This window comes from Halobacillus trueperi (genome assembly GCF_003386945.1).
Lineage (GTDB): Bacteria > Bacillota > Bacilli > Bacillales > Halobacillaceae > Halobacillus > Halobacillus aidingensis.
In genome coordinates, this window is the sequence record NZ_QUAE01000021.1 from 19,948 (window position 1) to 43,056 (window position 23,109).

16 protein-coding genes are annotated in these 23,109 nt (G+C 43.5%); 14 read left to right on the forward strand and 2 right to left on the reverse strand.

What is annotated here, in order from left to right:
- The first annotated feature begins 339 nt into the window (after positions 1–339).
- The gene (locus DYE48_RS21610) at positions 340–807 is read left to right on the forward strand and encodes a transposase (protein ID WP_425269310.1); all 468 of its coding nucleotides are present in this window, start codon (positions 340–342) and stop codon (positions 805–807) included.
- Between the two features lie 520 nt (positions 808–1,327).
- Positions 1,328–1,567 (forward strand): hypothetical protein, encoded by a 240-nt coding sequence (locus DYE48_RS17600; protein ID WP_115824735.1) that lies wholly within the window; start codon positions 1,328–1,330, stop codon positions 1,565–1,567.
- A 41-nt stretch (positions 1,568–1,608) separates the two neighbouring features.
- On the opposite strand, the gene lipA is transcribed toward DYE48_RS17600, so the two are convergent.
- Both lipA and DYE48_RS17610 read right to left on the reverse strand, forming a co-directional pair.
- Positions 1,609–2,553, reverse strand: coding sequence for a lipoyl synthase (lipA, locus tag DYE48_RS17605; RefSeq protein WP_115824736.1), 945 nt, complete (start codon positions 2,551–2,553; stop codon positions 1,609–1,611).
- A 19-nt stretch (positions 2,554–2,572) separates the two neighbouring features.
- Positions 2,573–3,388 (reverse strand): lipoate--protein ligase family protein, encoded by an 816-nt coding sequence (locus DYE48_RS17610; RefSeq protein ID WP_279629305.1) that lies wholly within the window; start codon positions 3,386–3,388, stop codon positions 2,573–2,575.
- 192 nt (positions 3,389–3,580) lie between these two features.
- On the opposite strand from DYE48_RS17610, the gene DYE48_RS17615 reads away from it, so the two are divergent.
- From DYE48_RS17615 to DYE48_RS17675, 12 genes are all read left to right on the forward strand, one after another.
- Positions 3,581–3,760 (forward strand): hypothetical protein, encoded by a 180-nt coding sequence (locus tag DYE48_RS17615; RefSeq protein WP_089654806.1) that lies wholly within the window; start codon positions 3,581–3,583, stop codon positions 3,758–3,760.
- 754 nt (positions 3,761–4,514) lie between these two features.
- Positions 4,515–6,410, forward strand: coding sequence for a PrkA family serine protein kinase (locus DYE48_RS17620; RefSeq protein ID WP_115824738.1), 1,896 nt, complete (start codon positions 4,515–4,517; stop codon positions 6,408–6,410).
- A gap of 84 nt (positions 6,411–6,494) precedes the next feature.
- On the forward strand, positions 6,495–8,030 hold the full coding sequence (ppx, locus tag DYE48_RS17625) for an exopolyphosphatase (protein ID WP_115824739.1): 1,536 nt from the start codon (positions 6,495–6,497) through the stop codon (positions 8,028–8,030).
- Between the two features lie 152 nt (positions 8,031–8,182).
- Entirely contained in the window at positions 8,183–10,282 is a 2,100-nt protein-coding gene (locus DYE48_RS17630; protein WP_089654809.1) for an RNA degradosome polyphosphate kinase, read from the forward strand.
- Positions 10,283–10,542: 260 nt separating this feature from the next.
- Complete coding sequence (locus DYE48_RS17635; protein ID WP_244199469.1) at positions 10,543–13,356, forward strand: 2-oxoglutarate dehydrogenase E1 component; 2,814 nt, start codon at positions 10,543–10,545, stop codon at positions 13,354–13,356.
- Positions 13,343–14,671 carry a 2-oxoglutarate dehydrogenase complex dihydrolipoyllysine-residue succinyltransferase gene (odhB, locus tag DYE48_RS17640; protein ID WP_115824741.1) on the forward strand — a complete coding sequence of 443 codons (1,329 nt, stop codon included), beginning with the start codon at positions 13,343–13,345 and terminating at the stop codon, positions 14,669–14,671. The genes DYE48_RS17635 and odhB overlap by 14 nt, the downstream gene beginning before the upstream one ends.
- Positions 14,672–15,610: 939 nt before the next feature.
- Positions 15,611–16,774 carry a sporulation protein YhbH gene (yhbH, locus tag DYE48_RS17650; protein WP_089653080.1) on the forward strand — a complete coding sequence of 388 codons (1,164 nt, stop codon included), beginning with the start codon at positions 15,611–15,613 and terminating at the stop codon, positions 16,772–16,774.
- Between the two features lie 138 nt (positions 16,775–16,912).
- Positions 16,913–18,418, forward strand: coding sequence for a potassium/proton antiporter (locus DYE48_RS17655; protein ID WP_115824743.1), 1,506 nt, complete (start codon positions 16,913–16,915; stop codon positions 18,416–18,418).
- Positions 18,419–18,632: 214 nt separating this feature from the next.
- Complete coding sequence (gene proC / locus DYE48_RS17660) at positions 18,633–19,448, forward strand: pyrroline-5-carboxylate reductase (protein WP_115824744.1); 816 nt, start codon at positions 18,633–18,635, stop codon at positions 19,446–19,448.
- 90 nt (positions 19,449–19,538) lie between these two features.
- Complete coding sequence (locus DYE48_RS17665; RefSeq protein ID WP_089653085.1) at positions 19,539–20,018, forward strand: PH domain-containing protein; 480 nt, start codon at positions 19,539–19,541, stop codon at positions 20,016–20,018.
- Positions 20,011–21,507 carry a PH domain-containing protein gene (locus DYE48_RS17670; RefSeq protein WP_244199467.1) on the forward strand — a complete coding sequence of 499 codons (1,497 nt, stop codon included), beginning with the start codon at positions 20,011–20,013 and terminating at the stop codon, positions 21,505–21,507. The genes DYE48_RS17665 and DYE48_RS17670 overlap by 8 nt, the downstream gene beginning before the upstream one ends.
- A gap of 128 nt (positions 21,508–21,635) precedes the next feature.
- Entirely contained in the window at positions 21,636–22,931 is a 1,296-nt protein-coding gene (locus tag DYE48_RS17675; RefSeq protein WP_089653088.1) for an NCS2 family permease, read from the forward strand.
- Positions 22,932–23,109 lie beyond the last annotated feature (178 nt).

Sequence of the window (23,109 nt, forward strand, 5' to 3'; positions counted from 1 at the left end):
ATTTTTTGTGTTAGGCACTGAGAAGCATTTTTTGTGTGTTCCAGGAGAACTTCATTAGTGTAGTACCTGGTACGACAATTTCATTTCTTGTACCTGGTACCGGTTTTGATTTTATAGGTACCCGGTCCAGAACTTCAGTGGTGTGGTACCAGGTACAACAATTTCCATTCTCGTACCTGGTACTGTTTTTGGTTAAAGGTGTACCGGGTTTGAATAAATCGTTCCGGGGACAAAAAAGAGGAGTTTGTAGTGTTGTGTCGAATATTAACACAAAGCACATAGGAAGGAGGAAGTAACGTTCGAAAAAAACGGTATTGGTTCCCAGGAGCAATTTTCCACATTACTGCCAGAGGAAACAGAAGACAAAATATATTCTTAAATGATTCAGACCGAGAAACCTATCTGAATATGATAAAGAAAACAAAAGTCAGGTCACCATTTAATCTCCACGCTTATTGTTTAATGAACAACCACGTACACTTACTTTTAGAGACGATCGACCACCCTCCAAGTAAAATCCTTCATCGACTTCACCTTATGTACTCCAAGTATTTCAACAGAAAATACGAACTTCAAGGTCATCTTTTTCAAGGGAGGTATTATGGAGAAATCATATTAAACCATCATTATTTTGTTTCAGCATGCAATTATATTCATAGAAATCCTGAACGTGCGAATTTGAATCGATTTACAAATCACCCTTTATGGACGTCTAATTGTTATCATCTTCATCCAACAGGCGAAGAAGGATTTATAACTACAGAACTTTTGGACTACTTGAAACCTATTTATATGAAAAGTCAGTAAAACCTCCCAAAAGCCGAATGCTCCCACTTCGGCTTTTTTACAACTTACTATTGTGAAACTGTTGAATAGCAAACCTGACACCAATCAGTCGGTTTCCTGTACCTGTTATCACACCAACGAAGTTCTGTACCTGGTACCATAAGAGGGAAGTATCGTACCTGGAACCAATCAAAAGCCACCTACCCAACAAAACGAACACAAAAAAACGCACCCATATTGGATGCGTTTTTGTTGCTTATTTTTTTGGCGTACCTGGTTTTGTGTCATATCCGGCACTGAAGATAGCAGTAAGAAATGCGACACAGACAAGAATAATCAATGTAAGATTCATGAGTGGTCCTCCTTTATGTAGCCAGACAAGCATGATTTATTCATATTATACCCTAATTATGGGTGGATGTGAATTGTTTGTCCAGTTAAAATTATCCTTTGCTTGATGACACATGCCTATACGTCAGGGCGGGCGTTTACATAGAGTGAAGGGTAGGTGAATAACCAAGGATGGATTGGAGGAGCATGAATGAACCATTACCAATATTATTATAATCCGTACCAAGTCGATGAGGATTTCCGCGATGAAGATGAACGGTTCTTCTTTTTAGGGCCTTTTGCTGGTGGACTGCTCGGTGGTTTTATCGGTGGAGCTCTCGCGCCTAACTTTTATGGAGGATACGGTCCCCCGCCTCCGCCGCCACCTTATTACGGTGGACCAGGACCTTATGGATATAATCGACCTCCTTATTACGGAGGTCCATGGTAAAATAAACGCCCCTCATGAATCGTTTCATGAGGGGCCATTTTTTAGAAGTTTGTTGTATCTAGTTCTTTCCCTTGGGATTCGTAGCCTTGCATATACTTGATCCGGCGCTGGGCAGATGTTGCGTTCACCTGCTCATCTGCGTGATAAGAAGAACGAACCATTGGGCCTGCTTCGCAGTGGCTGAATCCTTTTTCAAGAGCAATTTTCTTAAGCTCTTCAAATTCATCCGGGTGGTAGTAACGCTCTACGTTCAAGTGCTTTTTCGTCGGCTGGAGATATTGACCGATTGTCATGATATCGACATTGTGTGCGAGTAGGTCATCCATAGCTTCGACGATTTCTTCTTTCGTTTCACCCAATCCGACCATGATGCTTGATTTAGTTGGTGTATTCGGACGAATTTCTTTTACACGCTTCAACAATTCAAGAGAACGATCATACATCGCGCGGGCACGTACTTTTTTCGTCAGTCGGCGGACGGTTTCGATGTTATGGTTGAAAATATCCGGCTCTCCGTCCATTAACGTGTGAAGACTTTCGTAATCCCCTTTCATGTCAGAAGGGAGGATTTCAACGGTACAGCCTGGTACTCGGCGGCGGATCGCTTTCACGGTTTCAGCAAAAACGGCTGCGCCTCCATCATTTAGATCGTCACGTGCTACAGCTGTCACAACGACGTGCTTCAGCCCCATGATTTCCACAGAATCAGCGACACGTTCTGGCTCGCCCCAATCTAATTCATTAGGGAGACCTGTTTTGACCGCGCAAAAACGGCATCCGCGTGTACAAGTATCTCCAAGAATCATGAATGTCGCCGTTTTACGTTCACTCCAGCATTCGTGAATGTTCGGGCAGCGAGCTTCTTCACAAACGGTGTTGAGTTTTTTATCACGCATCAGCTTTTTCAGGCCTGTATAAGATTTATTCGTATTGATTTTAATCTTCAGCCATTCAGGTTTTCTTATGTACTCTTGTTTTTTGGCCAATTTGTTCACTCCTTTTTCGTTAGCGAGCGTAGTTCCACTCGTCGGTGTCATAACGTTCTTCTGCAATCTTTCTGACTTCGTTCCATTGTGCTTCTGTCAGTTTTAAAGGTTCTAGTTTAATCCCCAGTCCTTTTTCAAACCCATTTTTGAAAGCTTTTTTAGTATCTTCAAAAGTTACGGGTTGATCGACAATCTGGTTGATGGCTACAGCTTTGTCTCCGAAGGCTTTTCGAGCGCGTTCTTTAATGCGTTCATTTTTATAGATAAACATATCGAATAGTTTAACATCATCGACATCAATAGGGATGGATCCATGTTGAAGGATAATCCCTTTTTTTCTTGTCTGTGCACTTCCCGCTGCTTTCTTACCTTCTACAATCAGTTCATACCAGGAAGGTTCTTCAAAACATACAGCGGATCCTGCGACATCTAATTTTCCTTCAGGAACAGCGAATTCGGCTTGAATACCAAGGTTTGTGAATCCTTCAAGCAAACCTTTGGATAGAACAAGATAGGCTTCTTTCACAGAGTCAGGCATGTCAGGATGATTTTCTGACACAATTACACTATATGTGAGTTCATTGTCATGTAGGACAGCTCGTCCTCCAGTCTGACGACGAACAAGCTCATACCCATGCTTTTGGACGCCTTCCAAATCAATCTTTCCTTTGACTTTCTGAAAATATCCTACAGATAATCCCGCAGGCTCCCATCCATAAAAACGGAGTACAGGAGGTATGTCTCCATTTCGGTGCCAATTCATCAAGGCTTCATCCAATGCCATATTCATAGCAGGGGTGCAATGACCTGAATCGACAAAGTACCATGTTTCCATTTGCAGTCCTTCTTTCTATTGTGTAGCACTTTATCCTATTAAAATATTCGTAACAATTCTAACAAGGGGATATCATCGTGTCAAAATTTACTAACAGGGGTTAATTCAACCTTTAGGACTACTTGCTCATTGCAAAAAAATGGACATACAATACGGTTCTGTTGATTTATAATAAAGGAAGGAGGGATGATCGTGAGCCAAACGTTGATTTCCAGCATCCTTTTCTTAATCAGTGCGGCAATTTGGGCATTATTAGCTATATTTTATGATGATTTCAGGTGGCTCAATTTGTTTCTATTTATTGCTTTTTTGGTCATGGGGTTGTCCAAAAGGCGCAGGTATATTCAAGAAAAGGATTACGAAGAGGACTGACTTTCATGTTGGTCCTCTTTTTTCTGTCATGAATGAACGAGGAAGGCATAGGGTGGATAAGGGGGCTTTTCCCTCACTTTTCAGCTGTCTTTTAATGATCGGGGTTTAAAGTTACTGTTTCTTCGTAAATCCTGTGTTCTCCAGGCAGCCGAAATCAATGAGCAAGGTGTGTGCCTATTTGTTCAGTTGTAGCGGCCAGAGAGGAGAAACATAAGTCAAACGATTCTAAGGAAAAAAGCATTCCACAGAGTTGTTCGCCTTATGCTATTCGTGTCTACCAGGCCGCCTGCACATTTCTCGTGTAGTGTCCAGCTCCGGCATCCAGACGGTCGAGACATGAGACAACCGTTTCCGTGGTGAAAAACGCACCACTGCACCGTTTGTCTTATGCTTGTCGCGTCTACCAGGGTGCCTCCGCATTTCGTGACACAGTGTCCAGCTCCGACGCCTAGATGCTCGAGACATAAGTCAATGTTCTACGTGAAGAAGAACGCTTCACTCCGAACCTTGTTTTATGCTTGTCGCATCTCCCAAGGCGTCTCCGCATTTCGTTTTCATTGTCCAGTTGCAGCGGCCAGACACTCGAGACATAAGTCAACCGCCTCCGTGGTGGAAGAACACACCACTGCGCCGTTTGTCTTATGCTTGTCGTGTCTAACCAGGCCGCTTCCACATTTCTAAATTACACATGTTTTACAGTAGCCAGGCATAGGATGTATTAAAATTCGTCTCTTACGACGGGGGAGGTCGCGAAGTGGACATTTTAAAGAAAATACAAGACCACCGGGAACAAGAAGAGGAACTGAAATGGGAAGGTACATTCTCAGAATATTTGGATTTACTGAAAGAGCGTCCGTATTTAGCTCAATCCGCCCATTCCCGCGTTTACAATATGATTAAAAGTGCGGGAGTAGCAGAAGAGCACGATCATAAGCGTTACAAGTTTTTTGATGAAGATATCTATGGTTTGGATGAGGCGATGGAGAAGCTGGTTGAAGAATATTTCCACCCGGCGGCGAGAAGGCTGGATGTTAGAAAACGTATCCTTTTACTGATGGGACCTGTCAGTGGTGGTAAGTCAACGCTCGTTAACTTACTGAAACGGGGGATGGAGAAGTACACGCATACTGATGAAGGGGCTGTTTTTGCCATAAAGGGTTGTCCGATGCATGAGGACCCTTTACATCTTGTCCCGAACCATCTGCGCAAAGATTTCCAGGAAGAGTACGGGATTCGTATTGAAGGCAGTCTATCTCCATTGAATACGATGAGAGTAGAAACAGAATATGGAGGAAGGATTGAGGACGTTTTAGTTGAACGTATCTTTTTCTCAGAGGATAAGCGTACAGGCATTGGAACGTTCAGCCCTTCTGATCCGAAGTCCCAGGATATTGCTGACTTAACAGGTTCGATTGACTTCTCTACCATTGCTCAATATGGTTCCGAATCAGATCCTCGGGCCTATCGTTTTGATGGAGAATTGAACAAAGCGAACCGTGGAATCATGGAGTTCCAGGAAATGCTGAAGTGTGATGAGAAGTTCTTATGGCACTTGCTCAGCTTAACGCAGGAAGGAAACTTCAAGGCTGGACGCTTTGCTCTCATTTCTGCAGATGAATTGATCATCGCCCATACAAACGAAGCGGAATATCGTTCTTTCATTGCCAACAAGAAAAATGAAGCTTTGCATTCCCGGATGATTGTCATGCCTGTTCCTTACAACTTGAAAGTGAGTCAGGAAGAACGAATCTATGAAAAGATGATCCGGGAAAGTGATATAAGAGATGTTCACATCGCTCCTCATACATTGAGGGTAGCTGCAATGTTCACGATTTTGACTCGACTGAAAGAGTCGAAAAAAGCTTCTATCGATGTACTTAAGAAAATGCGCTTGTATGACGGTGAGATTTTAGAAGGATTCAGCGATGTAGATGTGGAAGAGTTGAAGAAAGAGCACGCGGATGAAGGAATGAGCGGCATCGACCCTCGTTATGTCATCAACCGCATTTCTTCTACCATCATTAAGAAAGAGTTGACCTCGATCAATGCGCTGGATGTTCTTCGTTCGTTGAAGGATGGTCTCGGCAGTCACGCTTCCATTTCCAATGAAGATAAAGAGCGTTATCTTGACTTCATTTCACTCGCTAGAAAAGAGTACGATGAAATTGCGAAGAAAGAAGTTCAGAAAGCTTTTGTCTACTCTTATGAAGATTCTGCCGTCACATTAATGGATAACTACTTGGATAATGTAGAGGCCTATTGTAACAAAGCTAAGCTTAGAGATCCGCTGACAGGAGAAGAATTGAACCCGGATGAGCGGCTCATGCGTTCCATTGAAGAGCAGATTGGCGTATCGGAAAATGCGAAAAAGGCATTCCGTGAAGAAATTTTGATTCGGATTTCAGCTTATGCTCGAAAAGGGAAGAAGTTCGATTATCAGTCTCATGAGCGATTACGTGAAGCAATCCAGAAAAAACTTTTCTCAGACCTGAAAGATGTTGTGAAAATTACGACATCTACGAAGACACCGGATGAACAGCAACTGAAGAAAATCAATGAAGTGGTCGCTACTCTTATCGATGAGCATGGATACAATTCGAGCTCTGCCAATGAATTATTGAAGTATGTCGGTAGCTTGTTGAATAGATAATGGCAACACCCAGCCGCTCTCTTATATATATTAAGAGGGCGGTTTCTTATGGTATAATGGCAAAAAACAAAGTGGGGTGAGACGATGGCCAGAAGTTATTATGCAATTATTGATGTCGGATCGAATACAATGCGTCTAGTCATTTATTTGAGGGAAAAAGGTGGACGTCTTCGTGAAGTGGAGAATGTGAAAGCTGTTGCCAGATTGAGGAATCACCTCATGGACGATGGCCTATTATCCACAGAAGGTATCCAAATCCTTTTGACCACATTAAAAAGCTTCAAGCAAGTAGCAGAGTCTTATCCTTTGGAAGAAATGGTTTGTGTAGCGACCGCTACCATCAGACAAGCGCAAAATCAAGCCGAGATCATTCATCAAGTATCCGAACACACAGGATTCGACATGCGCATTCTTTCTGATCATGAAGAAGCTTATTATGGTTATTTGGCTGTGGTTAATTCGACGCCCGTAACGGAAGGAATTACTGTAGACATCGGTGGAGGAAGTACAGAAGTTACATATTTTAAGGACAGAGAATTAATCGAATCACATAGTTTCCCATTCGGAGCGCTCACACTTAAACAAGACTTTTTTAAAAAAGATCTTCCTACAGAGGAAGAAATGTCCGATCTTCGACATTATTTGATTGAACAATTTCAATCTCTCCCTTGGCTGAAGAAAAAGAACGTCCCTTTGATCGGAATCGGTGGAGGTGCGCGTAACCTTGTTCAAATTGATCAGAACTTAAAAGAATATCCGCTCGCAGGTTTACATCAATATAAAATGAAAGACAGTGATCTCGCTTTTATCAAGAACTATCTTTTCACCTTGAACATGAAGAAATTGCAGAAAGTTGAGGGGTTATCGAAGGACCGTGCAGACATTATCCTTCCCGCAACAGAAGTCTTCCATTCTTTATATGATTCGGTCCATGCTTCAGGTTTTATTTTAAGCAGGAAAGGATTGCGCGACGGTGTTTTTTTCGAGCAGCTGACGAGTGATATGGGGACAGCTTTATTTCCGAATGTGTTAGAGGAGAGCATTCAGGAACTAATCAGTGATTATGAGTTAAATGTGAAACATATTCAGCACGTTCAGCATCTGGCTCATGACTTGTTCCATCAGCTTCATGATCGTGGAATCGGTTCTTTGAGGAAAAGGGACTGGCAGGAAGTGAAAAGGGCGAGCTATGTTTTCAATCTCGGTGAATATATTGACAATGAATCAAGCTCTCAGCATACTTTTTACCTCCTTGCTAACCGGACGATTGACGGGCTGATGCATATGGAAAGACTACGAATGGCTTTAATGGCCTCTTTCAAAAATAAGACGGTATTCAAGCAATTCCTTGATCCGTACAAACAGTGGTTTCTGAAGGATGAACGGAAAAAAATCCGTCTTCTCGGGTCGATGTTGAAGTTTTGCTACAGTCTGGACAGTACTCGCAGGCAGACGGTGGAAAAGCTTGAATTATCCAATGATGGAGAAGATCTTCGGGTTACTCTCTATTGTAAAGGTGCTTACATGCCTGAAGAATATCAAGCAGAGAAACAGAAAAAACATTTGGAAAAGTCATTGAAGAAGACTATCGAGCTCTCTTTTGTGGAAAATAAAAAGTAGTCCGTTCCGGGCTGCTTTTTTGCTATTCAATCGTGTGTCTAAAAGTTCGACATTTTAAATCAAATTTTTACAAAAAGTTAACTCAGCATTTATATGTGGGATATATTGATGTACTAACCTGAATGTGAATACATGTGTAAAGGGTGTGCGTAATGTCAACAGAAGGAAAGACGAAAGAATTAGACAATCCACTTTTTTATAATAATCGAGAGCTCAGCTGGCTTGGATTTAATGAGCGGGTTTTGGATGAAGCTCTTGATATGGACAACCCTTTGCTCGAACGGTTGAAATTTTTAGCTATCGTATCTTCCAATCTTGATGAATTTTTCATGGTGCGGGTCGCGGGATTGAAGGACCAAGTCAAAGCCGGTTTCAATAAACCGGAAAACAAAGCCGGCTTGACTCCGAAGCAGCAACTTAACAAAATCGCCGAGATTAACCACAAAAATGTGGAAAAACAATATGCCGCCTATCAGTCTATGAAACCGGAATTGGAAAAAGAGGGAATTTCCATCTTGTCCATTGATGATCTGACGAAAGAAGAAATACAACGTTTTGAAACTTATTTCGATGAGGAGATCTTTCCAGTTTTGACCCCGATGGCGGTGGATGCCTATCGTCCTTTTCCGATGCTGTTGAATAAATCCATTAACCTTGCTGTCGTCATTCGTGACGAACTTGATCGAGAAGGAGCGGCGAAAACAGCGATTGTTCAAGTGCCATCCGTACTGGATCGTTTCGTAATTGTGAATCACGAAGATAAATATCAATACGTCCTATTGGAAGAAATCATCGGTCATTTCATGAGCAAGTTGTTCAAAGGGTATGAAGTTGAATCGATCACAGAGTTCCGAATCACAAGAAACGCCGATATGACAATTCATGAAGAAGGTGCTCGTGATTTACTGAAAGAGATTGAGAAAGAATTGAAGAAACGGAAGTGGGGAGCGGCTGTCCGACTAGAAGTCCGGGACGGAAAATATGACGAGAAACTAATCAGCTTTTTATTAAAAGTCCTGGAAATTCATAAAGATGACTTGTACATCACAAATGGACCGCTGGACTTAACTTTCTTATTCAAATTCCATAAAACGTTTGAAGACATTAAGGACCATCTTTATTACGAAACCTTGATGCCTCAGCCCCCTCGAGATCTGAGTAGTGATGAAAATATCTTCGAACAAGTGATGGATCGTGATGTTTTCCTACACCATCCGTTTGAATCGTTTGAACCTGTCGTTGACTTCGTAGCAGAAGCAGCGGATGATCCCCATGTTTTGGCCATTAAACAGACCTTATACCGTGTGAGTGGGGATTCCCCGATTATAGAGGCTCTCAAGCGTGCGGCGGAGAAAGGGAAGCAAGTCACCGTACTTGTAGAACTGAAAGCACGTTTTGATGAAGAAAACAATGTGCAGTGGGCAAAAGAACTGGAAAAAGCGGGCTGTCATGTCATTTATGGAATGACCTACTTGAAAACCCACAGCAAAATCACCCTGGTGGTCAGGAAGAAGAATGAGAAAATTGAACGTTTCGTTCACCTGGGAACAGGGAACTACAATGACCAGACAGCATCGCTTTATACAGATATGGGAATCATCACAGCCAAGCGGAAGTTTGGAATTGATGCCACAGACTTTTTCAATTATTTAAGCGGGTTTACCGAGAAACCGCAATTTCATCACCTGTCAATGGCTCCGTTTGATATAAGAAATGACTTTATTCGTTATATTAATAATGAAATCCGTTTCCAAAAACAACATGGCAATGGTCGCATCATTTTAAAAATGAATTCATTGACGGATAAAAATTTAATTATGAAGCTTTACGAAGCCTCTCAAGCAGGTGTGCAGATTGATTTGATCGTGCGCGGAATCTGCTGCCTGCGTCCCGGGATCCAGGGTTTCAGCGATAACATTCGTGTGATTAGTATTGTCGGCCGGTTCCTGGAGCACAGTAGGATTTACTACTTCCACCATAACGGAGATGATCGTGTCTTTTTATCCTCTGCTGATATGATGACAAGAAACATGGTCAAGCGTGTCGAGCTTTTATTCCCAATCTATGAACCAGTGATAAAAAATCGTTTACAAAAGATTTTATCTGTCATGTTGAGTGACAATGTCAAAGCGAGGGAACAAAAGAATGATGGATCCTATGAGCATGTTAAACGTCCTGAAAACGCACAGCCGATCAACAGTCAGATGAAACTTTATGATATGGCTTACCGTGTCTTAGAGGATGAAGAATAACAACGACATATCACTTTAGTGGCAAAAAGTGAAAAAGGCGTACCCATCGGTGCGTCTTTCTTGTTATAATGGAATGGATTTGGTCATTCATTAAAAAAATAAGCGAAATTTGTTGAATACGGAAGCGTTTCAATTCTATAATAGTACATGGACTTGGAAACGTTTTCGAGGAAACATTAGCCAACAACTACTTGGGGGTATTCTACGTGTCTAAACAAGGCTCCACTCAAAATTTTTGGGAAAAGTTCCATGGCCCCAACATGGGGTACATCGAAGAACAATTCGAACAATATGAAAACGATCCTAGTGCTGTCGATCCTTCCTTGAAGGAAATTTTTGATGAGCACGGGGCTCCTGAATGGATGGGAAGCGACACGGTTACTGAAACCAATGGATCTGCTTCACCTTCTGAAAGGGACATAGCTAAAATTACCTCAGCTTTGAAACTTGTTGAGGCTATTCGTCGTCATGGTCACCTACAAGCGAATATATACGCCGTAGGCAGTGATGAGCGACCTAAAACAAATTTGCTTGAATTAGAAACATATGGACTACAAGAAAAGGATTTAAAAGAAATCCCGGCTGATTGGGTGTGGCCTGATGCCCCAATGAAACTGGATAATGCACTTCAAGTAGTCAAAACATTAAAAGAACGATATGCAGGGACCATCTCTTTTGAGTTCGGTCATGTGAATAACGAAGATGAAAGAAAATGGCTCCAGGATAAAGTCGACACTGGTTCCTATACGGTGTCATTGACAGATGAAGAGAAGAAGCAACTGCTATACCGTCTTGCTGAAGTGGAAGGTTTTGAAAACTTCCTAGCGAAAACATTCGTTGCTCAGAAGCGATTTTCTATTGAAGGCTTAGACGTTATGGTGCCGATGCTTGATCATATCATCCAATCGGCTTCCGGAGACAAAATCAAACATATCATGATGGGCATGGCCCACCGTGGACGTTTGAATGTACTTGCTCATATCCTTGGCAAGCCTTATGATCGCATTTTTTCTGAATTCCACCTTTCTCCAGATAAGGAGCTGGTGCCATCCGAAGGTTCAACGGGAATCAATTACGGGTGGACAGGCGATGTGAAATATCACTTTGGTGCGCGAAGAGAAATTGAGAATGGCGAACAGTCCGCTACGCGTGTGACTCTAAGCCATAACCCTTCACATTTAGAATACGTCAATCCGGTAGTTGAAGGATTTACACGTGCGGCTCAGGATGACCGCTCAGAGCCAGGTTATGCAAAAATGGATGAGGACGAGGCATTCGGCCTTTTGATTCATGGTGACGCTGCTTTCATCGGAGAAGGTGTTGTAGCAGAAACCTTGAATATGAGTGACCTCCCAGGCTATCGCACGGGCGGAACGGTCCACATTATTGCTAACAACCTTGTAGGTTTCACGACGAATAGGAAAGACGGCCGCTCGACACGTTATGCGAGTGATCTTGCCAAAGGGTTCGAAATTCCTGTTGTTCATGTAAATGCTGATGATCCGCTAGCATGTTTATCAGCTATGGCCCTTGCGTATGAGTACCGTCAGAAATTCCATAAAGATTTCTTAATCGACCTCGTAGGTTATCGACGTTTTGGTCACAATGAAATGGATGAACCACGCTCTACACAACCGAAACTCTATAAAGAAATCGACGAACATCCGACGGCTGCTGCTGTGTTTGAAAAGCAGCTCCAAGAAGAATCTGTCGTAGGCGAAGATGCTCTTAAAGATATGAAAGCGGAAGTAGAGCAAAAACTCCGTGACATCTATAACAATATGAACGAGCATGAAACGTCTTCTCCTGATGTGAAAGATCGTCCGAGTGGAGTCGAGCGAAACCTTGACGAAATTGATACAGCCATCGATCTTGATCGTCTTAAAGGTTTGAATGAGGGCATGCTGAAACGTCCAGAAGGATTTAATGGCTTCAAAAAGCTCGAAAAAATTCTTCAAAGACGCAGCAAAATGCTTGATGACGGACAGAAGGTTGACTGGGCGACAGCTGAAGCCTTGGCTTTTGCTTCAATTCTTGAAGATGGTCGTCCCATTCGAATCACAGGTCAAGATACAGAGCGCGGAACATTTGCTCACCGTCACCTTGTCCTTCACGACGTGGAAACAGGGGAGACGTACTGTCCAATGCATGGATTAGAACAGGCGAATGCGTCCTTTGATATTCATAACAGTCCATTGTCTGAAGCAGGAGTCATTGGGTTTGAGTATGGATACAGTGTGCAAGCACCAGAATCTCTTGTCCTTTGGGAAGCTCAATTCGGTGATTTCGCTAACGCTGGACAAGTCATCTTTGACCAGTTCGTATCTGCTGGACGTGCCAAATGGGGCGAAAAATCCAATATGGTCTTCCTGCTTCCTCACGGATACGAAGGTCAAGGGCCGGAGCACTCCAGTGCACGTCTTGAGCGTTTCTTACAGCTTGCTGCTGAAAACAACTGGACGGTTGCCAATGTCACGTCTTCCGCTCAATATTTCCACTTGTTAAGAAGACAGGCAGCAATCAGTAATCAGGAAGAAGCACGTCCTCTTGTGTTGATGACTCCGAAGAGTCTCTTGAGAAATCAACGAGTGGCGGTTTCCGGGGAACAGTTCAGCAAAGGACGGTTCCAACCGATTATGAAACAACCAATTTTATCTGAAAACAAGGATAAAGAAAAAGTGAAAACGCTCCTTCTTGGAAGCGGGAAGATCATGGTCGATATTGAAGATACGGTAGATGGAACCGATCAGACCTTTGAGACGATCGATGCCGTAAGAATTGAACAAATCTATCCGTTCCCTGAACAACGATTAGCTGAGATGTTAGAGTCTTATCCGAATTTAGAAGAATTAGTATGGGTCCAAGAAGAACCACAGAACATGGGTAGCTGGTACTTCGTCGAAGGGATTTTGCACAAACTCTTGAAAAAGGGGCAGATTCACCGCTTTGTCGGTCGTCCGCATCGTGCCTCACCTTCCGTCGGCGAGCCGAACATCCATAAAACGGAGCAGAATCGAATCATTCATGAAGCGCTACAGATGTCTAAAGGAGGAGAAACAAATGAAGGAAATTAAAGTTCCTGAATTAGCTGAATCCATAACAGAAGGTACAATATCAGAATGGCTCGTCAAAAAAGGGGATCAAGTGGAAAAAGGCGATCCGATTCTCGAGCTTGAGACAGATAAAGTAAACGTTGAAGTGAATGCAGATGCTAGCGGGGTTATTGCTGAATTGTTGAGAGAAGCAGGAGACGACGTTGAAGTTGGCGATGTGATTGCTAAAGTCGATGAAAACGGCGAAGCCGGAGGTTCAGATGAAGACACTTCTTCTGATGAGGAAGAAGCTGAACCAGAAGAAGAAAAAGAAGAAGAATCCAACAAAGAAACAGAATCTCAGAAAAAAGAAGAGCAGCAACAATCTTCTCAAGAGAAGAAAGAGTCTTCCAGTAAGAATTCTAAAGACGTAATTGCTACTCCTGCCGCTCGTAAACGCGCGCGTGAACTAGGAATTGACTTGAGTGAGATTTCCGCACGCGATCCCCTTGGCCGCATCCGTCCGGAAGATGTCGATGCAGCTGCCAAAGGAGAAAGCAAGCAGGAATCCAAAGGTTCTTCCAAGTCTTCTTCTGAGGACAAATCTAAGAAGCCAGAGAAGAAAAAAGAAGAAACGAAGAAAACAGAATTCGATAAGCCAGTCGAACGGGTGAAAATGTCCCGCCGACGCCAGACGATTGCTAAGAGACTTGTGGAAGCCCAGCAGGAATCTGCGATGCTTACAACCTTTAATGAAGTAGACATGACCAATGTTATGAAGCTTAGAAGTGAACGTAAAGAATCCTTCCTGAAGAAACATGACATCAAATTAGGATTTATGTCCTTCTTCACAAAAGCTGCGGTTGGAGCATTGAAGGAATTCCCGTTACTGAATGCAGAAATTCAAGGAAACGAAATCATTAAGAAACAGTTCTATGACATCGGTATGGCTGTCTCAACAGACGAAGGTCTCGTCGTTCCTGTTGTCCGTGATGCGGACCGTCTGGACTTTGCAGGTATTGAGAAAGGCATTGCTGACCTTGCGACAAAAGCACGCAACAAAGAGCTGGGCCTTGATGACCTTCAAGGTGGTTCATTTACAATTACGAACGGTGGAATATTCGGTTCTATGCTTTCCACACCGATTTTGAATGCACCTCAAGTAGGAATCCTTGGTTTGCATAACATTGAAAAACGTGCGAAAGTCATGCCGGATGACACAATCGAAGCTCGTCCGATGATGTACATTGCTCTTTCCTACGATCACAGAATCGTTGATGGAAAAGATGCAGTACAGTTCTTGCGCAGAATTAAAGAAATGATTGAAGATCCATTCGACCTATTGCTTGAAGGCTAATAAAAATCCCCTTCCACGATTTCCGTGGAAGGGGATTTTCTTTACTCCAAATCCACAAACGCTCTCGATTGTGGAAGACTCAATTTCGAGACTTTTGGTGAGTGGATGGGGGCTGAGGGGGATGGCTCGCTTTCCGCGGGAGCGCGGTGAGCGCATATCGCGAACCCTTAAGGGAAGCCTTGCCTAGTTGAAATAATGAATGACCATTCCTGGCCATGGATACGGGGGCAGGGAAACGACGATTTGCGGTGTTTTGGATCAGTCAGTAGAAAAACACACACGTTCGTTTCTCCATTCGCTTTTCATGCGGACGTTTCCCAGACCCTATTCCCACGCCTTATTTGTGCAGGATCTTTGGTTAAAACAACTCTATAACGGCGCGGGTGAGCAGGTCTTCCTTACAGAACTCGGCAGGTTACTGTTAGAGGGTTTCGAGAACCTCATATGGCAAAGCGGCGGAGGGAAATGGTGAGACTCCTACCTTAAGTGTGCAGGCGCCTCGATCAGCGGCGTATGGACTGGACTGAGCTGGCGGAGATAAAGGAAACACGAAGAACGGAGAGATTCGATGTTGACTTATCGTACAGAAGCGAGGGAAGTCTCACTAGCCGCTAGGCGCCGGAACCGGATATCTAAGAGGAAGTGCGTGGTAGATGAGACCCCGCAGAGCGTTAGCTCGAGGAGGCTCATCACTCGCCCATGGAAAGCGAACTGTTTCCCGGAGCCCCTAAACGCACACAAACATCTCGAAACTGAGTCTTACATAATCCTGCCATATACTTGAACAACTTATTTACCATCATGGACTATCAATCTGATTGTGAAAAGGTAGACAAATATAGGCGAAAGAAACAAATAATCCATGTATATCTTAATATCTTTCATCCATTACCGTGGACCTGCATACGATAGAGTAATACTCGATTAGGAGGGAATTACATGGATGAAGAGATGAGTTTCGTAATCGCCGAAGACGACTGGTCCCTCCATCGGAAAGGCTACGACGATCAGCGGCGACATCAAGAAAAAGTGAAGGATGCGATGAGCAAGCAGTTACCTGATCTCATTACTGAAGAAAATATTGTGATGTCGAATGGAAAGCGTGTCGTTAAGATTCCAATACGTTCGCTTGATGAATATAAGATCCGTTATAATCACGAGAAGAATAAGCATGCAGGACAAGGTGAAGGAGATAGTGAAGTCGGAGACGTCGTTGCTCAAGCGCCGCAGCAATCGAAAGGGAAGCCTGGCGATGGAGATGGAGCCGGTGATCAAGCTGGCGAAGATTATTATGAGGCAGAGATTTCATTAGCAGAGTTAGAGGAAGCCTTGTTTAAGGAATTGACCTTACCGAATTTGGATGAGAAGGAAAAAGACAATATCATTCACACAGATATCGAGTTCAGCGATATCCGAAAGACAGGGTTGACTGGAAACATTGACAAGAAGAGGACGATGCTCGAAGCGTACAAACGAAACGCTCTGGGCGGTGAAGCTTCATTTGCACCCATTTATCCAGAGGATATTCGCTTCAAAACGTGGAATGAGAAAACCAAGCCTGAGTCAAAAGCTGTCGTTATTGCAATGATGGATACAAGTGGTTCCATGGGGCAATGGGAAAAATATATGGCCAGAAGTTTCTTTTTCTGGATGACCAGGTTCCTGAACCGGAATTATGAAACAGTAGAAATTGAATTTGTTGCGCACCACACCCAGGCAAAAGTCGTCAGTGAGGATGATTTCTTTTCCAAAGGAGAGAGTGGAGGCACGATCTGTTCCTCAGCTTATCGCAAGGCATTAGAATTGATTGAGACGAAGTATTCGCCGGAACGTTACAACATTTATCCGTTCCACTTCTCAGATGGTGACAACTTAACGTCCGATAATAAACGATGCCTGGGATTGATCGAACAGCTCATTGAAGTTTCACAAATGTTCGGTTATGGAGAAGTTAACCAATACAACCGATCCTCAAGTTTGATGCAGGCCTATAAATCAATCGATCACCCGAAATTCCGTTATTATATTTTGAGAAGAAAAGCAGATGTGTTTCATGCCATGAAACAATTCTTCAGTGAACAAGTAGAAGAGATGCTAAGCTGATGTTGCAAAGAAGCCAAGTAACATCTTGTTGCTTGGCCTTTTTTGTGTTTTTAAAAGGTGGACGAGTGTTTTATTGCTTACACTCAATCTTTCATTGTTATAATGTGTATATATAGAAAATAAAAGGGAGTATCGTTTATGATTCAGGAAATCTTAGAGTCCAATCAATTCATCATGCTGATGGCTCTATTACTTATTGTAAGTATTATCGTTACAAAATTCTCTTCCAGGCTTGGGGTTCCTTCTCTTGTTTTGTTTATTGCCGTTGGAATGCTCGTGGGGAATGATGGACTTGGGTTCATTTACTTTGATAACCCTGAAATAGCTCAGTTGATCGGTGTCATCGCCTTAATTGTCATTTTGTTCGAAGGTGGTATGCTGACGAAGTGGAAAGATATAAGGCCTGTGGTGGCTCCATCGATTACCTTAGCAACAGTAGGGGTCGTGCTTACGACATCCATCGTAGCCTTAGCTGCTAAATTCATTTTACATATCGGTTGGGTTGAGGCTTTCCTTGTCGGTTCCATTGTAGGGTCTACAGATGCGGCTGCCGTATTTGCCGTTCTCAAAGGAAAAAACGTTCGACCTAAGCTTGAGGCCACACTTGAAGCTGAGTCCGGTACCAACGATCCAATGGCCGTGTTTTTGACGATTGCCTTCATACAATTGCTCACAATTGATCAGGTCAATCTATTTGGTTTGGTGGGGTCTTTCTTTTGGCAAATGGGGGCCGGGCTCGTCGTAGGGGCTGGGATTGGTTATTTAGCAAGTTTATCGCTAAACCGGATTAATCTTGATTCCAGTGGACTTTATCCTTTGTTCGCCTTAGGTTTCGCCTTTTTATCATACAGTTCAAGTTCACTTCTTCAAGCCAGTGGTCTTTTAGCTGTATATGTAACAGCTGTGGTCATTGGAAATGCTGAACTGGCGTATCGTTATTCTATCTTGCGTTTCCATGAAGGATTTGGTTGGATGGCGCAAATTCTTATGTTTATTATTCTAGGATTATTCGTTTCTCCAACAGAAGTCTTCACTTGGCCCGTTATGGTAGATGGTCTGTTAATAGCCCTTGTGCTCATATTCATTGCGAGGCCTGTAGCCACGCTTTTAAGCCTGGCCGGTTTTTCCTTTACGATGAAGGAAAAGTACTTTTTATCCTGGGCTGGTTTGCGCGGTGCTGTACCCATCGTCCTTGCCATCTTCCCAATGCTTGCAGGCATTCAGAACAGCCAGCTCATCTTTAATGTTGTATTCTTTACAGTCCTGACTTCAACTCTTGTACAGGGCTCGTCCATCACATGGATTGCGGAAAGGTTCAAACTCGTCTCCGATAAGTTGGGAAATCCGATACATTCCCTTGAGTTGATTTCCATCGGCAAAGCGAACGTTGAAATGATTGAGTTTGATGTAACGGAAAGAAATATTGTTGTTGGCCAGACTTTAGAGGATATGGAATTGCCTGATCGAGCATTAATCAATGCAATCATTCGTGACGGGGATGTGATTACCCCATATGGTCAAACGGAAATCAAAGCAGGGGATACGCTGTATATCCTTGTAGCGAGGAAAAATAAAAAAGAAGTAAAGAAGCTGCTAGAAGCGATTAAAGAAGAGGAAGCAGAACACGAAAAAAGCCGAGCTTAAGGCAGCTCGGCTTTTTTCGTAGCAGCTATGATATTTTGGGCGTTTCACTATGATATGAAGAATACATTTATTATTATAGGTAAGATATAAGGCTTTGTAAACCTTTTCTAGAAAAAACATGTAATTTTTACTAGAGAAACAAGGGAAATCCAATCTGGAATTGTACGTTCGACAATCTTCCTATACAATAAGAATCACCAAGGAGGGATGTACGGTGAACAAACGTATAGGTTTTATCGGCTGTGGCCAAATGGGGCAGGCGATGATTCAGGGCATGATTGATGCAGGCCTTGTGAAGGCGAGAGATATCGCTGCGACGGCTTTATCCGATGAAACGATTGACTTTGTGACAGATGAATACGGGATTAACATTTCCAATGAAAATAAACGAGTGGCAAGAGAAAGTGATCTGCTGTTCTTGGCGGTGAAACCTTATGTGTATCAAGGAGTCGTCCAGGAAATTAAGGATGAAGTACCCGAGGATACAGTGGTTGTCACCATTGCTGCCGGCATCACACTTGATGCTATGAAAGAAGCCTTTGGTCGCAATGTGAAAGTGATTCGTTCTATGCCGAACACCCCTTCGCTTGTCGGAGCAGGCATGAGTGTTTTGTGTCCGAACGATTTCGTGACAAAAGAAGAATTAGCAGAAGTAATGGAAGTGTTTGAAAGCTTTGGAGAAGCTGAAATCGTAGAAGAAAAGTTGATGGATGCGGTTCCGGCCGTCAGCGGATCTTCACCGGCTTTTATCTACATGCTCATTGAGGCCATGGCAGATGCAGCTGTCCAACAAGGCTTCCCAAGAGATAAAGCTTATAAAATGGTCTCCCAGTCTGTCCAAGGGGCGGCTCAAATGGTCAAAGAGACCGGTCGTCACCCTGGTGAACTGAAGGATGCCGTCTGCACCCCAGGCGGTACAACCATTGCAGGTGTAACGAAGCTTGAAGAAGCTGGATTCAGAAATGCGATCATTCAAGGGATGACAGCTTGTACAGAGAAGTCCAAAGCATTATCAGAAGAAAAAAAATAAAGGGATGGCCGGGCTGTTACGTCCGGCTTCTTTTGTAAATAATGAAACATTTCGATCAGTCAATCGTAATCATACACAGGGGGTGGAAGAATGGAACAGCAACCGACACAGAGAATATCACAGCGTGCGCTGACGTTGTGGCGCATTTACGGATGGATCCAAGTAGGAATCATACTTTTGTTGACGATCGGTCTAACCGTCACCGTTTTCCTATGGGATTGGCCATGGTGGATTGTCTTGATTGGGCTCGGCATCGCTTTGCTAGAAGTGCTTTCATTTGTCTGGCTCGTGCCAAGTTTACGGTGGAAAAGGTGGAGGTATGATGTCACTGAAACAGAGATCGACTTGCAGTACGGATTATTTATCGTGACACGAACGCTGGTACCTATGGTCAGAGTTCAACACGTCGATACAGAACAAGGGCCATTACTCAGGAAATTCCGTTTATCCACCATCAGCATTTCTACGGCTGCGACGGTACATAAAATCCCGGCATTGGATGAGCAGGAAGCCGAGCGTCTACGTCAGTCCATCTCTTCCTTAGCAAGGGTGGCGGAAGATGATGTTTGAACCAAAAAGACTTCACCCGATTTCAGCTATCATCAACTTCGTGAAGACGTTGAAAGATGCGGCTTTGCCATTGATCATTGTGCTCGTCTTAAATGGAAACATATTCAGTGGAGAAGTGGATTGGATCCCACTGCTCATATGGATCGGTGTCCTGCTCCTTGTTTTGGGGGCAGGGATCATTCGTTGGCTGCGCTTTACATACCGTATGGAAGAGAGAGAGCTGAGAATTGAATATGGGCTTATTTTCCGTAAAAAGAGGTATATCCCTATCGATCGAATCCAGAGTCTTGATTTCTCGGAGGGTATTTTTCACCGTCCTTTGAATCTCGTAAAGGTTTCGGTTGAGACGGCTGGATCAACAGGGAATGAAAAAGCAGAGGCTGAACTGACAGCGATCCGAAGAGAAGAAGCAGATTCCTTGGAGGAAGCCATTTTCCAGGAAAAGAAACGAAGAAACGGGAGACAGGATGACGAAACTTGGGATACTGAAGAAGTCCAAGCTGAGATGCAAGAACCGAAGCGTGAAAAGGTCTATGCCATGTCAATGAAGGAAATCGTGATGATGGCCATCACATCTGGAGGAGCGGGAGTAGTCATCTCCGGGGTAGCTGTCTTCTTCTCCCAATTCATGGACCTTTTACCTGTAGGAACGATCTACAATGAAATCCTTGATTGGATTCAAATAGGTGTGCTGGTCATCGCCTTTACCGCTCTTGTCATATTATTAGTGGCTTATGGGATATCCATAGTGATGACGATTCTAAGGTATGCGAACTTTTCTGTTTTTATTGATGAAGACGATTTAATCATCACCCGTGGATGGTTGGAGAAAAAGCAGATGACCATACCATTGAATCGGATTCAGGGCATTCGGATGGAAGAAAACTTAATTCGGCAGCCATTAGGATACGCTTCCGTCACGTTGATCAGTGCAGGGGGCTCGGTGTTGAAAAATGATGAGCATCAGTTACGCCTGCTGCCAATGATCAAAAAGGCAGAAGTGGGGGAGATTTTGAAAAAGGTACTTCCTGATTATGATGTTGTGGATGATTTCCACCAACCACCCAAGCGATCGTTATTCCGTTACATTCTGCGTCATTCATGGTTCGGCTTTTTAGCGTCGATACCCATCAGCATTTTCTTTTTCCCTTATGGTCTTTTATCCATTGTGGCGGGGTGCTTCTTAGCCGTACTCGGCTGGCTTGCTTTCCATGATGCAGGTTGGAATATTCTTGGAGACCAGCTGACCTTACGATCAAGAGGAATTATCAAACAGACGTACTTGATGAAAAAGTACCGCATTCAGGCGTCTTATGAAAAACAGACGTATTTTCAAAAAAGGGCGCACCTCTCAAGCATAGAGGTCATGTTGACTTCGGGAGGAGGCAGGTCGCTCGCCTCCTGCTACTACCTTGAGAAAAAGGATACGGAAGAAATGATGGAATGGTATAGAGTCAAGAGAGCAGGTGAAAAACCGTCTGAGGAATGATTTCTCGGACGGTTTTTTAATGTCAAATTAATAAAAACGAACATTTTTGTTGTATCTATTGATTTTTGTTCGTGAAAATAATATTATAATACACGTTGTAATTCTTATTGAAAGTTTGGTGTTTCCAAATGTTAAACAAATGGTTCCGGTTAAATGAAAATCATACAAATGTTAAAACAGAGCTGCTTGCAGGAGTGACGACCTTTCTGACAATGGTCTATATCGTTGTCGTTAACCCGGCTATTCTTTCTAGCGCTGGGGTGCCATTCGACCAAGTGTTCATGGCGACGATCATTGCAGCGGTCGTAGGTACGTTGATTATGGCATTTGCCGCCAATTACCCCATCGCTATTGCACCTGGTATGGGATTGAACGCATATTTCGTTACAGAAGTCGTCCAACAGGATGTCAGTTATTCCGTTATTCTTGGAGCTGTTTTTGTTTCTGGTATATTATTTGTTCTCCTTAGTCTGACAAGCTTACGTAAAACGTTGATTACAGCGATTCCTCCTTCCTTGAAATATGGAATCACATCAGGAATTGGTTTATTTATAGCCTTTCTGGGGTTAAGAATGTCAGGAATCATCGTGCCTAGTGAAGAGACGCTGGTTACGCTTGGTGACTTGACGGCAAAAGGTCCATTATTAACTGTATTCGGACTCTTCTTCACGTTGGTCCTCATTGCGAGAAACGTGACGGGAGGATTGTTTATCGGCATGTTTGTAACAGGCATCATTGGCTTTTTCACAGGCCAGCTTCAGCTTGATGGCTTCATCGATGCCCCGCCGGCTCCTGTTTTCTGGGACATGGATCTTGGAGCGGTATTCAGTAATGGTCTTTATACGGTTATTTTCGCTTTCCTTCTTGTCACAATTTTTGACACAACAGGAACGATGATCGGTGTGGCAGAACAAGCAGGTTTTATCCGCAAAGATGGAAGCCTGCCGAGAGCACGGGCCGCTTTAATGGCCGATGCATCAGCAACAACTGTCGGTGCTATGTTCGGAACGAGTCCTTCATCCGCTTACATTGAATCTTCTTCAGGGGTAGCAGCTGGAGGGCGGACAGGCTTAACCACAATGGTCGTTGCGCTATTGTTTATTCTATCCATGTTTTTTGCACCTGTCGTTGGAGCGGTTTCCGGCTTACCAGCTATTACAGCTCCTGTATTGATCATTGTCGGTTGCTTTATGATGGGTGGTCTTGCAAAGGTGAACTGGGGTAGTTTCGATGATGCTTTCCCAGCCTTCATCATTATCCTTTCCATGCCACTCACATCCAGTATTGCAACAGGGATTTCTTTCGGCTTTATCACATACCCTTTATTGAAGCTCGTAACGGGTAAAGGAAAAGAAGTGCACTGGATGTTGTATATGTTCGCGGTTATTTTCATATTACAAATGGTCTTTTTCCCAGGACACTAACCCCACCAAATCCTATGGCTATCAGCCATAGGATTTTTTCTATGTTATTAAAGAAACTGGCAGGATTGAGTAAGACTCAGTTTCGAGACTTTTGTCGAGTGGATGGGGGCTGCGGGGAATGGCTCGCTTTCCGCGGGAGCGCGGTGAGCCTCCTCGGCCTGCGTCCTGCGGGGTCTCA